Annotated in this window: 12 protein-coding genes and 3 pseudogenes; 14 read left to right on the top strand and 1 reads right to left on the bottom strand. The window is 45.2% G+C overall.

Features of this window, described 5'->3' with window-relative positions; all coding sequences use genetic code 11:
* Nucleotides 1–5: 5 nt before the first annotated feature.
* The 9 genes from AC4CUZ_RS03050 to AC4CUZ_RS03010 are packed head-to-tail and all read left to right on the top strand — an operon-like array spanning nucleotide 6 to nucleotide 8,831.
* Nucleotides 6–647 carry a LolA family protein gene (locus AC4CUZ_RS03050; protein WP_490748043.1) on the top strand — a complete coding sequence of 214 codons (642 nt, stop codon included), beginning with the start codon at nucleotides 6–8 and terminating at the stop codon, nucleotides 645–647.
* Nucleotides 622–2,946: an MMPL family transporter gene (locus AC4CUZ_RS03045; RefSeq protein ID WP_490747197.1), complete on the top strand. Its 2,325-nt coding sequence runs from the start codon at nucleotides 622–624 to the stop codon at nucleotides 2,944–2,946. The genes AC4CUZ_RS03050 and AC4CUZ_RS03045 overlap by 26 nt, the downstream gene beginning before the upstream one ends.
* Before the next feature lie 18 nt (nucleotides 2,947–2,964).
* Nucleotides 2,965–4,266 carry an NAD(P)/FAD-dependent oxidoreductase gene (locus AC4CUZ_RS03040; protein ID WP_490747196.1) on the top strand — a complete coding sequence of 434 codons (1,302 nt, stop codon included), beginning with the start codon at nucleotides 2,965–2,967 and terminating at the stop codon, nucleotides 4,264–4,266.
* Nucleotides 4,256–4,813 carry a DUF3261 domain-containing protein gene (locus tag AC4CUZ_RS03035; RefSeq protein ID WP_490747195.1) on the top strand — a complete coding sequence of 186 codons (558 nt, stop codon included), beginning with the start codon at nucleotides 4,256–4,258 and terminating at the stop codon, nucleotides 4,811–4,813. Before AC4CUZ_RS03040 ends, AC4CUZ_RS03035 begins: the two co-directional genes overlap by 11 nt.
* The gene (locus AC4CUZ_RS03030; RefSeq protein WP_490747194.1) at nucleotides 4,806–6,002 is read left to right on the top strand and encodes a beta-ketoacyl-[acyl-carrier-protein] synthase family protein; all 1,197 of its coding nucleotides are present in this window, start codon (nucleotides 4,806–4,808) and stop codon (nucleotides 6,000–6,002) included. The genes AC4CUZ_RS03035 and AC4CUZ_RS03030 overlap by 8 nt, the downstream gene beginning before the upstream one ends.
* The gene (locus AC4CUZ_RS03025) at nucleotides 5,999–6,436 is read left to right on the top strand and encodes a hotdog family protein (RefSeq protein ID WP_151836316.1); all 438 of its coding nucleotides are present in this window, start codon (nucleotides 5,999–6,001) and stop codon (nucleotides 6,434–6,436) included. The genes AC4CUZ_RS03030 and AC4CUZ_RS03025 overlap by 4 nt, the downstream gene beginning before the upstream one ends.
* Nucleotides 6,433–7,158: a 3-ketoacyl-ACP reductase FabG2 gene (locus AC4CUZ_RS03020; RefSeq protein ID WP_490747193.1), complete on the top strand. Its 726-nt coding sequence runs from the start codon at nucleotides 6,433–6,435 to the stop codon at nucleotides 7,156–7,158. Before AC4CUZ_RS03025 ends, AC4CUZ_RS03020 begins: the two co-directional genes overlap by 4 nt.
* The gene (locus AC4CUZ_RS03015; protein ID WP_490747192.1) at nucleotides 7,158–8,378 is read left to right on the top strand and encodes a beta-ketoacyl-ACP synthase; all 1,221 of its coding nucleotides are present in this window, start codon (nucleotides 7,158–7,160) and stop codon (nucleotides 8,376–8,378) included. The genes AC4CUZ_RS03020 and AC4CUZ_RS03015 overlap by 1 nt, the downstream gene beginning before the upstream one ends.
* Before the next feature lie 18 nt (nucleotides 8,379–8,396).
* The gene (locus AC4CUZ_RS03010; RefSeq protein WP_087013779.1) at nucleotides 8,397–8,831 is read left to right on the top strand and encodes an excinuclease; all 435 of its coding nucleotides are present in this window, start codon (nucleotides 8,397–8,399) and stop codon (nucleotides 8,829–8,831) included.
* Nucleotides 8,832–9,350: 519 nt separating this feature from the next.
* Here AC4CUZ_RS03010 and AC4CUZ_RS03005 read toward each other — a convergent pair.
* Nucleotides 9,351–9,479: pseudogene (locus tag AC4CUZ_RS03005) on the bottom strand (VF530 family DNA-binding protein); the annotation flags it as partial.
* A gap of 59 nt (nucleotides 9,480–9,538) precedes the next feature.
* Here AC4CUZ_RS03005 and AC4CUZ_RS03000 point away from each other — a divergent pair.
* The 5 genes and pseudogenes from AC4CUZ_RS03000 to AC4CUZ_RS02980 all read left to right on the top strand — a co-directional run bounded on the left by AC4CUZ_RS03000 (nucleotide 9,539) and on the right by AC4CUZ_RS02980 (nucleotide 12,439).
* Nucleotides 9,539–10,558, top strand: coding sequence for an IS481 family transposase (locus tag AC4CUZ_RS03000; RefSeq protein ID WP_050674840.1), 1,020 nt, complete (start codon nucleotides 9,539–9,541; stop codon nucleotides 10,556–10,558).
* A pseudogene (locus AC4CUZ_RS02995) lies at nucleotides 10,485–10,652 on the top strand (integrase core domain-containing protein); the annotation flags it as partial. The gene AC4CUZ_RS03000 and the pseudogene AC4CUZ_RS02995, both read left to right, overlap by 74 nt.
* A 57-nt stretch (nucleotides 10,653–10,709) precedes the next feature.
* A pseudogene (locus AC4CUZ_RS02990) lies at nucleotides 10,710–11,072 on the top strand (IS5 family transposase); the annotation flags it as partial.
* 2 nt (nucleotides 11,073–11,074) lie between these two features.
* The gene (locus AC4CUZ_RS02985) at nucleotides 11,075–11,344 is read left to right on the top strand and encodes a hypothetical protein (protein WP_032048810.1); all 270 of its coding nucleotides are present in this window, start codon (nucleotides 11,075–11,077) and stop codon (nucleotides 11,342–11,344) included.
* A gap of 132 nt (nucleotides 11,345–11,476) precedes the next feature.
* The gene (locus AC4CUZ_RS02980) at nucleotides 11,477–12,439 is read left to right on the top strand and encodes an IS30-like element IS18 family transposase (RefSeq protein WP_004691346.1); all 963 of its coding nucleotides are present in this window, start codon (nucleotides 11,477–11,479) and stop codon (nucleotides 12,437–12,439) included.
* Nucleotides 12,440–12,506 lie beyond the last annotated feature (67 nt).

Below are 12,506 nucleotides of genomic sequence, written 5' to 3'. Positions count from 1 at the left end.
CAAGCATGATTCGAGACAAATTTTCTAAGGCGATTGTCGTTGCGTGTACAGCCAGTGTCATGACTGTGCTTGCTCCCGCAGTGAATGCACAAAATACTGAATTGAAACAGGTGTTTGCTCAGCTCGGTGCAATGCCTGTGGTGCGTGCTCAATTTGAGCAGCAGAAAAAACTGGCTGCTCTGAACAAAACTTATGTGTCCAGAGGCACGGTACTGTTCAGCAAAAACCAAGGGGTACTGTGGCAAATTCAAAGTCCAGTCAAAGCCGATTTGGTGGTGACACCGCGTAAGTTGGTACAAAAGACACAGCGTACTAGCAGTCAAATTGAAGTCGATAAGACTCCTTATGGCTCTGTAGCGACGATGTTTTTACAGTTGATGTCGGGCAATGAAGCGGCGCTCGCTAAAAACTTTAATGTGGTGTCTGCCAACTACAGCCCGACGCAGTGGAATGTCAGCTTGACGCCGAAAAGCAGTCTATTTAAAAAGCTTTTTGTCCAAGTCGATGCGCAAGGTCAGCGTTATGTGGACCGTATTACGATTTTGGAACAAGCCAATAACCGCACCATCATTCGTTTTAGTCAGCAAACGGCTCAACCTCAAACTTTAACGGCTGCGGAAAATGCGCTTTTCCAATTGGCAAAATAAATTTAGCGCCCTGTGGCTGTTGGTGTTGTGTGTCATTGCTTTGGCACTGGGCGTGGCGTGGCTGAATAAAGGCATTAAGATTGAGACCAATATTTTTGCTTTGCTGCCGGAGGCCCATCAAGATGCGCATCTGGAACAAGCACAGCAATATGTCAGTCAGCAGTTAAATGACAAAGTTTTTGTAGTGCTAGATGCCAAAACGGATCAGCAACTCGAACAGGCAACGCAAGTACTCAAAACCCAAGCCGACCAAAGTCAGCTGTTTTTACCGGTTCGGCCGCAGCTTGATCCTGATCAATTTGCTCAAGCGCTGTATCAACACAAAGCAGGGCTATTATCCAAGACCGATCAGCAGATTGTGCAGGAGCAGGATGATGCCGCACTGGCAGAGCAAAGCTTATTACAACTGATGAGTCCCGGCATGCCGATCACGGCTGAAATGCTCAAGCAAGATCCCTTGCTGCTGTTTCCGCGTTATGCAGTCGGTTTAAGTACCTTACAAAGCAATGCTGATATCAATTTAGAACAGGGTTTTGCCACGATTCGTGATGCGCAGGGTATCTCGCGCCTGATGGTACTTCAGCTCAACAATAGTCCCTATAACATTGCCTACCAAGAGCAGACCGCTGCATTTATTCAACATATCAATTCGCAGTTTAGCCAGTTGCAGGTCAAACCGCACTGGACAGGTACGCTGCTGTTTGCACAGTTCGGCACTAACTCTGCAAAAGAGGAAATCTCGACCATTGGCGTGGGTTCGACCATCGGGATTTTGCTTCTAGTCTGGTTTGGCTTCCGTTCGATCAGACCCATGCTAACGGAAATGGTTGCGGTCGGCACAGGCAGTCTGGTGGCCTTTGCTGTGACCTATTGGGTTTTCGGCGAAATTCACCTGATGACACTGGTCTTTGGTGCTAGTTTGATTGGGGTCTGCGTCGATTTTTCATTTTACTTTATGGCCATGCAGTCTCAGCACCGACAGGTGGATGGATTTGCTGTCTTAAAGCCATTATTGCCGAGTCTATTTGTGGGGCTAATGACCACGCTGTTGGCCTATGTAGTGCTGAGCTTTACCCCATTTCCGGGCTTCAAACAGATTGCAGTCTTTTCTATGGTTGGACTGAGTGCCGCATGGGTGACCAGTATTTTACTGCTGCCACGTTTGCCTGCGCTGAATGCGGAACCTGCGATACGTGCTTTGGGCTTTATTGGCAAAGCACGCAGTTATGTGCAGAGTCGAAATACGCTGCGCTATGGCATGATGGCACTGATTCTACTGGTGACGGGTAGTAGTCTCGTCTTCCTGAAAAGCAATGATGACATCCGCAATTTGCAAAGTATGGATGCTACCTTAAAGCAGGAAGATCAATATGTTCGTTCGCGTTTTATGCAACAGCAAAGCAGCGAATATTTTGTGGTACAGGGCAGAACCCCAGCAGAGTTAGAACAGCGCGAACAGCAACTGTTGGCAGAGCTTACGCCCTTGCAGCAGGCTGGCAAGTTGGATGCTGTGCAGGCTTTAGGGCAGTGGATTCCCTCGCTTGAGCAGCAAAAACACAATATTGCGATGTTACAGGCGATTCCTCAGCCCGCTTTAGTCGAATATGCGCAAGCGTTACAGCTCAATACAGCCGATGTTTTAGACTGGCAAGCACGTTTAAAAGATCAGCCGTTGCTGACCGAAGCAGTTTTTAAAGATCATCCACTGCATTTTTTGCAGATGAGTCCGACGCAGCGTTTGGTGATGCTGCAAAATGTGCATGACGTCAAAGCCGTGCAACAGCTTGAAGATGCGGATGTACAACTGTTACGTCCCGTTCATCAATTATCTGAGTTATTCAAACAGCATCGTGTGCAGGCACAGTGGCTATTGCTCAGCGCTTTGCTGATGTTAGCTGTTGGCTTAGGCGCACTTTATGGCAAAAAATCCATTCTGCCTTTGGTGTTGCCTGTCAGTATGGCTCTAATGACCACGTTTGCGATTCAGGCATGGCTGGGTGTCGAGATTAATTTATTCAGCATTATGGGTACCTTCCTGATCATTGGAATTGGGGTGGACTATGCGATCTTCTACCGCCACGGACATGATCACCCGCAGGTGGTGGGTATGGCTTTGTTCCTGTGCATGATGTCGACGTTTTTTAGTTTTGGTTTGCTGTCTTTTAGTCATACCTATGCCATTCACAGTTTTGGCTTAACGGTGTTGCTGGGCGTTATTTTTTCATTTATTTATGCCACACTTTTTACATCCTCCGATGCAAAACATGTGGTGGTTCAACAATATCAGCCAAAGAGCTGAGTCAAAGGGTACAGTGCAATGAGCACCATGCAACAGACAGATGTTTTAATTATTGGGGCGGGGCCATCAGGTAGCTCGGCCGCAGCTTTGCTGCGCCAAAAAGGTTACCAAGTCACGGTCATCGAAAAGCAATTTTTTCCGCGTTTTTCCATCGGTGAGTCTTTATTGCCACAGTGTATGGTGTTTTTAGAAGAAGCGGGTTTGTTGGAGACAGTGCGTACCCATGCTGATGAATATGCCTTTCAGTTTAAAAATGGCGCAGCTTTTTTAAGAGGCACACAGCGTAGTTTTTATGACTTTACTCAAAAGTTTAGTGAAGGCCCAGGCACTACATGGCAGGTACGACGTGCCAACTTTGACCAGCTTTTGGCGCAGCAAGCCGAAAAAATGGGGGCAGATATCCGTTTTGGTCATGAAGTTTTGGTGGTCGATGTGGCATCCACACAGCCGATTTTGACGGTGGAAGATGCGCAAGGTGACAGCTATCAAATTCAAGGCAAGTTCCTCTTAGATGCCAGCGGCTTTGGCCGCATTCTGCCGAAGTTTCTTGACTTAGAAAGCCCATCGGACTTTCCCGTGCGCCGTGCGGTCTTTACCCACATTGAAGACGGTCTATTGAATGACCCTGAGTTTGACCGTGAGAAAATCTTAATTACTGTGCATGAAAAAGACCACCGTGCATGGTATTGGCTGATTCCCTTTACTGATGGACGTTCTTCATTTGGCATCGTGGCGGAGCAAGATTTCTTTGAAAAATACGGCTATGACGGCAGTGCAGATTATGATTTAGAAGCCTTACAAAAACGTATTTTAGCCGATGATGCCAGCTTGTCGCATGTGCTACGTCACGCCAAACATGACACGCCTGTACGCACTTTGGTGGGCTACTCTGCCGATGTGAAACATTTGGCATCAAACAACTATGCGCTACTCGGTAATGCTGGCGAGTTCCTAGATCCCGTCTTTTCTTCAGGGGTGACCATTGCTTTGAAATCTTCCAGTCTAGCGGTGCCTTTGGTCGAGCAAGTGCTGCAAGGTCAGGCGGTTGATTGGATGGAGCAATATGAAAAGCCGCTACGTAAAGGCATTCAAGTGTTCCGTGCCTATGTCGAATCATGGTATTCGGGTGAATTTCAGGATGTGGTGTTTTCAAAAAATCAAGATGAGAAAATCCGCCGTATGATTGCATCTTTATTGGCAGGTTATGCATGGGACACGACTAACCCGATTCATCGTAATGCCAAGCAACGCTTAAGTACTTTGGCAGAATATTGCCGAGAAGAACAACCCCAAAAAGAGTCGCTGACCGATGAAACTTAAGCTGCGTTTAAAGACCGTCAGTTGGGTTTTAGTCAGTGCTCTGCTTTGTAGTGCCTGCCAAAGTTGGATCCCCAAGGCGCAGGGACTCGCGACCCCGCAGTGGGCTGCGCAAAATTACCAGCGTCAAGATCAAATTGAAGTACAGTGGAAAACCCAGAGCTTCAGTTTTTTACTGTATCAACAGCAACGAGGACAGTCGCTTGACATGTTGGCGCTCAGTCTCACCGGACAGCAGTTGTTTAAGCTCAGTTTTGATGGTCAAAAAGTACATGTGGAGCAGCGGATTGAGCCGATGAAATTATTGCCTTTTGATTATGTAGTACGCGATATTTTGTATGCGACCTATCCAAATTTTGCTGCGTTACATGCTGCTCAAAGTAATGTATTACAGAAAGCCGATACCATTTATATGCAGCAACAGCCCGTGTTGAAAATTCAGCAAAATGAGGGGGCAATTGAGCTAGATAATTTGCAAGTGCCTTATCAGATGGTCATCAGTGCGGTGAGCAATACTTTAGAAGATGATCAAGGTGACCATCATGACTAAAAATCTACAGCATGCTTCAGCCGTTGGCATTCAGTTCAGTGCGGCGCTGTCGGCTTTGGGACAAAATGCCGCTGAACTTCAACATGCCTTAACATACACTGAAAACACCTTGTCGCAACGAGAGGATCTGATCGCGGGGCGCACGGTTTGGGTTGGTGCATCTGATCAAGCCTTGCTTCAACAAGTTCCTGAAAGCTTGAGCGGTGCAGACTCACGGAATTTACGCTTTGCGCTGACGGCTCTGTCGCAGATTGAAACCGAGATTCGTGCCTATACCGCACAGTTTTCCAAGCAGCGCCTTGCAGTGATTATTGGCACGTCAACCTCAGGCATCGCGGATAATGAGTCTGTGTTAAAAACGCAGTTTCAACAGCCAGCGCCGCAGTCTGTACAGCACCAAAAACAAGAAATGGGCAGTTTAGCGAAAGCCTTACAACAGTATTTGGGCTGGGAAGGGCCTGCCTATACCATTTCTACCGCTTGTTCCTCGGCAGCCAAAGCACTTGCAGCGGGGCAACGTCTGCTGAATGCCGATTTGGCTGATGCAGTCTTAGTGGGTGGAGTCGATACCCTATGCAAGCTGACCTTAAATGGTTTTGATAGTTTAGAAAGCTTATCGAGCGGAATTTGCCAGCCCTGTGGTGCCAACCGTGACGGTATTAATATTGGTGAAGCCGCAGGGCTGTTTTTATTGTCTAAAGCACCTGCAGCTGTGATGTTGCTGTCGAGTGGCGAGTCAATGGATGCATGGCATATTTCAGCACCACATCCAGAAGGACGAGGGGCTGCGGAGGCGATGCAAAAAGCATTAGACGCTGCACAGCTGCAAGCAAGCGATATTGATTATTTAAATTTGCACGGGACTTCTACACCGCAAAATGATGCGATGGAAATGAAGGCGGTACAGACTGTTTTCTCTGATGCAGCTGTGGCCTTGAGCAGCACCAAACATAAAACGGGGCATTGTCTGGGGGCAGCGGGTGCAATCGAAGCTTTTATTTGCCAGCAGGTTTTATTAGATCAATCTTGGTTGCCGCTGCATCATGCAGGTGAATTGGACGATGCTTTGGCTGGGCAAAACTATGTGTTTACACCGCATTTGAATACACCCATTCGCTATGCGATGAGTAATTCTTTTGCTTTTGGCGGCAGCAATATCAGTTTAATTTTCGGGACAGCTTTGCCATGATGGATGCAGTACAGTTTATTCCGCATGCGAAACCGATGGTTTTCGTGAGCCATTTGATTGAAGCCAATGATGAATTTGCTATTGCAGAACTTCATATCACGCCAGATTTGATGTTTTGTGAGCCAGAAGGCTTGCCAACATGGAGCAGCATTGAGTTGATGGCGCAGACCATTAGTGCCTATGCCGGTTATAAAGGACAAACTCAGGGCTTGCCACCGAAAATTGGCTTTTTATTGGGAACGCGTAAAATGCAGTTGCCTTGTGCTTATTTTAGTTTGGGCACAACCGTGCGGATTCGAGTAGAACAAAGTTATCTGCACGAAGGTTTGGGGCAGTTTAATTGTGAAATTGAATATCAAGAACATCGGTTCAGCGCCATGTTGAGCGTATTTGAGCCTGAAAATATGAATGAAATCATTGGAAAATTAGTGTGAACAGAAGAGTTTTAGTCACGGGTTCGAGTCGTGGAATAGGTAAAGCGATTGCTTTGGAGTTGGCAAAGGCAGGCTTTGATGTCACGGTCCATGCTCGTTCAAGACAGTCTGAGGCCGAAGCGGTGGCTCATGAAATTCAAGCGCTTGGACAGGCCAGCCATGTACTGATGTTCGATGTGAATGAGCGTGAAAAGATTGCCGCTATTTTAGAGCAAGATATGGCACAGCATGGCGCTTTTTACGGTGTGGTGTTGAATGCAGGACTGACCCGTGATGGTGCTTTTCCAGCACTGACCGATGAAGACTGGGATGAAGTGGTTTCAACCTCTCTGAACGGTTTTTACAATGTGCTGAAACCCTTGATGATGCCGATGATCCGCTTGAAAAAGGGTGGACGTATTGTGACCTTGTCTTCAGTGTCAGGAATCATGGGTAACCGTGGTCAAGTGAACTATAGTGCTGCCAAAGCAGGCTTGATTGGTGCGACCAAAGCATTGGCACTGGAATTGGCCAAACGTAAAATTACGATGAACTGTGTGGCTCCGGGCTTGATTGAAACCGAAATGGTCACGGAAGAAGTTAAAGAACACGCCTTGAAAATGATCCCGATGCAGCGCATGGGACAGGTAGAAGAAGTCGCAAAAGCGGTGAAGTTTTTATGTAGTGATGATGCCAGTTATATCACCCGCCAAGTGATTTCAGTCAATGGAGGCCTAATTTAATGAAACGTGTTGTCGTAACAGGCATGTCTGGGATTACCTCTTTGGGTGAAACTGCAGAGCAAATTTTTGAGCAATTTGCACTAGGTAAAAGCGGCATTCGCTATATGCCTGACTGGGAAATTTATCCTGATTTACGCAGTAAATTGGCGGGCCCTGTGGAATCCTTTACTGTACCGAAGCATTTTAACCGTAAGGTGACCCGTGGCATGGGCCGCGTTGCTTTAATGTCTGCCGTATGTGCTGAAAAAGCATTGGAAGATGCAGGTTTACTGCATGCGGATATCTTAAAAAGTGGTGATGCAGGCGTGGCTTTTGGTTCCTCTGCGGGCAGTATGGATGCGGTGCGTGAGTTTGGCTCGATGTTGATTGAGCACAATATGAGTCAACTGAATGCCACGACCTACATTCGTATGATGTCACATACCAGTGCAGTCAATATGACGGTGTATTTTGGCCTAAAAGGTTTAACGTTGCCGACCTCCAGTGCTTGTACTTCAGGTTCCATGGCCATTGGTCAAGCCTATGAAGCGATTAAATATGGCAAACAAACCGTAATGATCGCAGGCGGAGCAGAAGAGCTCAGTGCTGCCGGTTCTGCCGTGTTTGATGTGCTGTTGGCGACCAGTGTGCAAAATGATCGACCTGAGACAACGCCACGCCCGTTTGATGCAGGCCGGGATGGTTTGGTGGTGGGTGAGGGCGCAGGCTGTTTGATTTTAGAAGAATATGAACATGCTCAAGCGCGCGGGGCCACCATTTATGCCGAGATCGTTGGCTATGGCAGTAATACCGATGGTCAGCATGTAACCCGACCTGATTCTGAAATGATGGGCTGTTGTATGCGGTTGGCATTGAAAGATGCACGGCTTACTGCCGCGGATATTGATTATGTCAATGCGCATGGCACTTCGACCGATCAGGGGGATATTGCAGAATCACAAGCAACCGCGCGCATCTTGGGGAAAAAGCCGATCAGCTCATTAAAAAGTTATTTTGGGCATACGCTCGGGGCGTGCGGCGCCATTGAGGCATGGCTGAGTATTGAAATGATGCGACGCAATCAGTTGGTGCCTACACTGAATTTAGATCAGATTGACAGCGCTTGTGGTGATCTGGATTATATCGTTTCAGATATGCGTTCAGCAGAAACGCAAATGGTGATGAGCAACAATTTTGCTTTTGGGGGGATTAATACCTCCCTGATTTTTAAACGTATCTAATAAGATAAGGGTAGAACCATGTTATTCAAAAATATTTGTGCAGTCGCTGTGTTGTCTTTAGGAGCGATTGCATCAGCTCAGGCTGCCGATAAAATGTATGATTTTAAGTTTCAAGAAGCTGTAAACCGTGCTGTTGCAGATGGGGTACTCGATGGTTCAGTGAAGTTTTATTTGGCTGGAACCAAGTCGGGCGGCAAGGTGATTGAAAAGGGCTTAGTGACCAATAAAAAGACCAATGGTTTTGCCAAATCTGCGGAAACTTCATGTGATCATGTACTTCGTTCAGCATTGATTCAATTCCAAAATACTGCCAAAGCCAATGGTGCAAATGCTGTGACTAATCTGGTGAGTTTCTATAAGTCGAATGAAACACGGAGTACCACCACCTACCAATGCGCGAAAGGAACTGCGATGGCGGGTGTTGCGTTGAAAGGGGATTTGGTGAAGTTTTAATTTGTTTGGAGACGTGAGATGAGTTTTCAAATAAGAACAATCTAATTCCAAGTTCGTTGCACAGCAATAGTATTAGGATGGATTCTTACAACGAGGGATGCTCTATTTTTAGACACCCCTTGTTGGTTTGATGTCTCCATTTGGTATTTTTGATTGTCGGAGTTAGTATTGGTAATTTGAGTAATATTCAGAAATGTATAAAAAAGCCCCCATCTTTCGATCAGGGCTTTTTGAATCTGGAGCGGGAAACGAGACTCGAACTCGCGACCCCAACCTTGGCAAGAGTCACCGACATAAAATACACTAAATAACACAATTGGTACGTTAATAAACTCTATATATAACAGTTATATAGAGTTTTTATTTTGTGTGACGTAATTTAAGATGGGGTGGGGTACTTTTATTTTTGGTCACTAATTTATTGTGATAATCAACAATAATAACCAACATACATATGCTTAATCTAAAGGTATTTTACTGACTGGTATAATTTTATGATGAGAGGGGTGTTGCCTGAGGCTACGGTTTCTGTTTGGCCTTTTGGCGTAAGACGTACAAATATAAGCTTTCTACTTTTTCACGTGCCCATGGTATGGTACGCAAGAATCGTAATGATGATTTAACACTTGGGTCTATGCAAAAACATCTAGGTGTTTAGTCCCAGATTTTAATGGTGCAATATTCTCAGATAAATGGAAGGAAGCACTATGGGACAAGTTCTACACAGCAGCGCCACAACGACACAGGCAGTGCGTCGAGCAATACAAAATAGTCAAGAGAGCTTAAGAACGCTAGCCAAGCGTTACGGCATCAATCAAAAGACCGTCGCAAAATGGAAGAAACGTACTTCAGTAGATGATCTTACAACCGGCCCAAAGAATTCTCGCTCAAGCGTGTTATCGCCTGAAGATGAGGCGGCAATTGTTGCTTTTCGAAAACGCACTTTGTTGCCGCTAGACGATTGCCTTTATGCATTGCAGCCGAGTATTCCTTATCTGACACGCTCGTCGTTACACCGCTGCTTACAGCGGCATGGTATTTCACGACTGCCTGAGGTACAAGGTGATCGCCCTGTCAGGAAGCGCTTCAAGAGCTACCCCATTGGTTACTTTCATATCGACATCGCTGAGATGCAAACAGCACAGGGTAAGCTTTATCTCTTCGTTGCCATTGATCGCACTTCCAAGTTTGCGTTCACTGAATTGCATACTAAAGCCAGTAAGATGGCAGCCGCGGAGTTCATGCGCAATCTGGTTAAGGCTGTGCCCTATAGAATCCATACGGTGCTAACAGATAACGGCATCCAGTTCACGAACCGCACCTGTGATCGCTACGCCTCTGAGCACATCTTTGATCGGGTTTGTACTGAATGTGGCATTGAACATCGTCTTACCAAGGTTAAGCATCCATGGACCAATGGACAGGTCGAGAGGATGAACCGAACGATTAAAGAAGCTACTGTCAAACGGTTCCATTACGACGATCACACTCAGCTATGCATTCACCTTGCTGATTTTATTGCTGCATACAACTTCGGCCGCAGACTCAAAACACTCAGGGGCCTGACTCCCTACGAATTCATCTGCAAACAGTGGACAGATGAACCTGAACTTTTTAAAATTGATCCGATCCATCAAATGCCGGGACTAAACATATTTAAAAGCAGATTGGCAAGGTTTAGCAGATGTACAACTTGCGACACTAAACTGGGTAGATTGGTTCAATAAAAAGCGTGTACACAGTGCACTGGGTTATGTATCGCCTTTTGAGTTTGAAGCAATGTACTATGATAAGATTAACCCGTTAGGTCAGGTGGCTTAACTTAAATAAAAAAGTCTCCGACAAAAATAAAAAAGTCTCCGACAAACCCGGTACGGTTCAGTTTATACCGATGGAGCTTATGACACCAAGCAATGCCGTCAGGTCATTGCAGATCGGCAAGCGCATGCGGTGATTCCACCTAGAAAAAATGCGAAACAATGGAAAGATACAAAGAGTAGCTCGCTAGAGCGAAATGAATTACTTCGAACAATTAAACGTTTAGGCAGGACACTATGGAAAAAATGGTCAGGCTATCATCGTCGAAGTTTGGTTGAAACTAAGATGCATTGCATCAAATTATTAGGAGATAAACTCAGTGCAAGGAGTTTTGATAGCCAAGTGAATGAGATCCATGCACGTGTAGCAGTCCTTAACAGATTTACGGAATTAGGTCGACCACTTACCCAAGTTACGCCTTAAATTTGGCTCAATTAGGGGCGCTTTGCATTTCAAATCTTTGTGCAACAAAGCCAATCGGTAGTGTTCCTGTTGCATTTGCACAGGATGAAGGAGAGCTATGTCCATTTATTGGGCAGGCTTCATTCAAGACAGCAGAATCAGAAATTATTTTACTCTTACCGCCTTCATATCAATTTAGTTCTCAGGACTGTGTCACTGGACATTTGTCAAATGCTTTTGGCCAACATGTTTATAAGGCGAAAGGTGATATTGAAATTATAGGCGTGGTCTAAAATCCTAGGACCACATCATTTTATGGCTCGCAGATTCAAATCCCAAGTGCAACACATTTGTAGTTAGTTGAAAAAGTTAGGTGTATTCATAGAATCATTAGACTTTTTCAACTCGTAATTGGAAAGCACACAATGAAGAAATACACCCAACTTTCTCAAGATGAAAGATACGAAATTTATGCTACTTTGAAAAGTAAAAGTTCAATCGCTACCCTTGCTCGGGAATTAGGACGTTCACGATCAACCATCTACCGTGAATTAAAAAGAAATACTGGGCAACGTGGATATAGAGCTCAACAGGCAGCTAAATTTGCAAGTCAAAGACGGTACCGTCCTTCATCATCAATGACAGCATTTGCCTTCGCTTATATTGATTATTTGATTGGTTTGGACTGGTCACCCGAACAAATTTCAGGTGCTTTAACACAACGCGGTTGGCTGGATGTACCTTCACATGAGTGGATTTACCAGTACATTTATCAAGATAAATCAAAAGGCGGTAAACTTCATCTACATTTAAGGCATCAGAAGAAATATCGAAAACGCGGTTACAAAAACACGGATCGTAGGGGTCAAATCATTGATAAAACAAGTATTCACTGCCGACACCAGGTCATTGATCAACGACAACGTTTAGGAGATTTCGAAGGTGACACGGTGATTGGTAAACATCATAAAGGTGCTTTATTGACTCTCGTTGATCGAAAGAGCCTGTATGTACATATTGTTCATTTAGGGCCAACAAGAGCATCCTCTCAAACGATTACTTGTGCATTAGATCGTTTACAAATGAGCCATGCTTATAGTGTGACATTTGATAATGGCAAAGAATTTTCCGAACACAAAAGAATTACTGATGCTGGCATAGAGACGTATTTTGCTGATCCTTACAAGTCTATTCAGCGAGCTAGAAATGAAAATACGAATGGTTTAATCCGTCAATATCTGCCAAAATCATCATCGTTTGATGGCGTGTCAAACGAACAAATAGAGCAGATAGAATTTGCACTCAACCATCGTCCTAGAAAAACACTAGGTTGGTATACACCGAGTGAAGTTATGGCTGGTTTTTATACTGTTGCACTTGCCGCTTGAATCCGCCGCTTATAATATGAGAAATTAAACACATTATCTTTATTTTCATAAGTTATAAATCATATAA

This window comes from Acinetobacter sp. 789_lipA (assembly GCF_058242845.1).
The sequence above is the reverse complement of the archived record's forward strand: the minus strand, read 5'-3'. Positions and strand labels throughout refer to the sequence as shown.

Bases quoted from the DNA above. Each gene is read 5' to 3' on its own strand.
- AC4CUZ_RS03050 (WP_490748043.1), top strand. From the start codon at position 6: ATGATTCGAGACAAATTTTCTAAGGCGATTGTCGTTGCGTGTACAGCC.
- AC4CUZ_RS03045 (WP_490747197.1), top strand. From the start codon at position 622: ATGCGCTTTTCCAATTGGCAAAATAAATTTAGCGCCCTGTGGCTGTTG.
- AC4CUZ_RS03040 (WP_490747196.1), top strand. From the start codon at position 2,965: ATGAGCACCATGCAACAGACAGATGTTTTAATTATTGGGGCGGGGCCA.
- AC4CUZ_RS03035 (WP_490747195.1), top strand. From the start codon at position 4,256: ATGAAACTTAAGCTGCGTTTAAAGACCGTCAGTTGGGTTTTAGTCAGT.
- AC4CUZ_RS03030 (WP_490747194.1), top strand. From the start codon at position 4,806: ATGACTAAAAATCTACAGCATGCTTCAGCCGTTGGCATTCAGTTCAGT.
- AC4CUZ_RS03025 (WP_151836316.1), top strand. From the start codon at position 5,999: ATGATGGATGCAGTACAGTTTATTCCGCATGCGAAACCGATGGTTTTC.
- AC4CUZ_RS03015 (WP_490747192.1), top strand. From the start codon at position 7,158: ATGAAACGTGTTGTCGTAACAGGCATGTCTGGGATTACCTCTTTGGGT.
- AC4CUZ_RS03010 (WP_087013779.1), top strand. From the start codon at position 8,397: ATGTTATTCAAAAATATTTGTGCAGTCGCTGTGTTGTCTTTAGGAGCG.
- AC4CUZ_RS03000 (WP_050674840.1), top strand. From the start codon at position 9,539: ATGGGACAAGTTCTACACAGCAGCGCCACAACGACACAGGCAGTGCGT.
- AC4CUZ_RS02980 (WP_004691346.1), top strand. From the start codon at position 11,477: ATGAAGAAATACACCCAACTTTCTCAAGATGAAAGATACGAAATTTAT.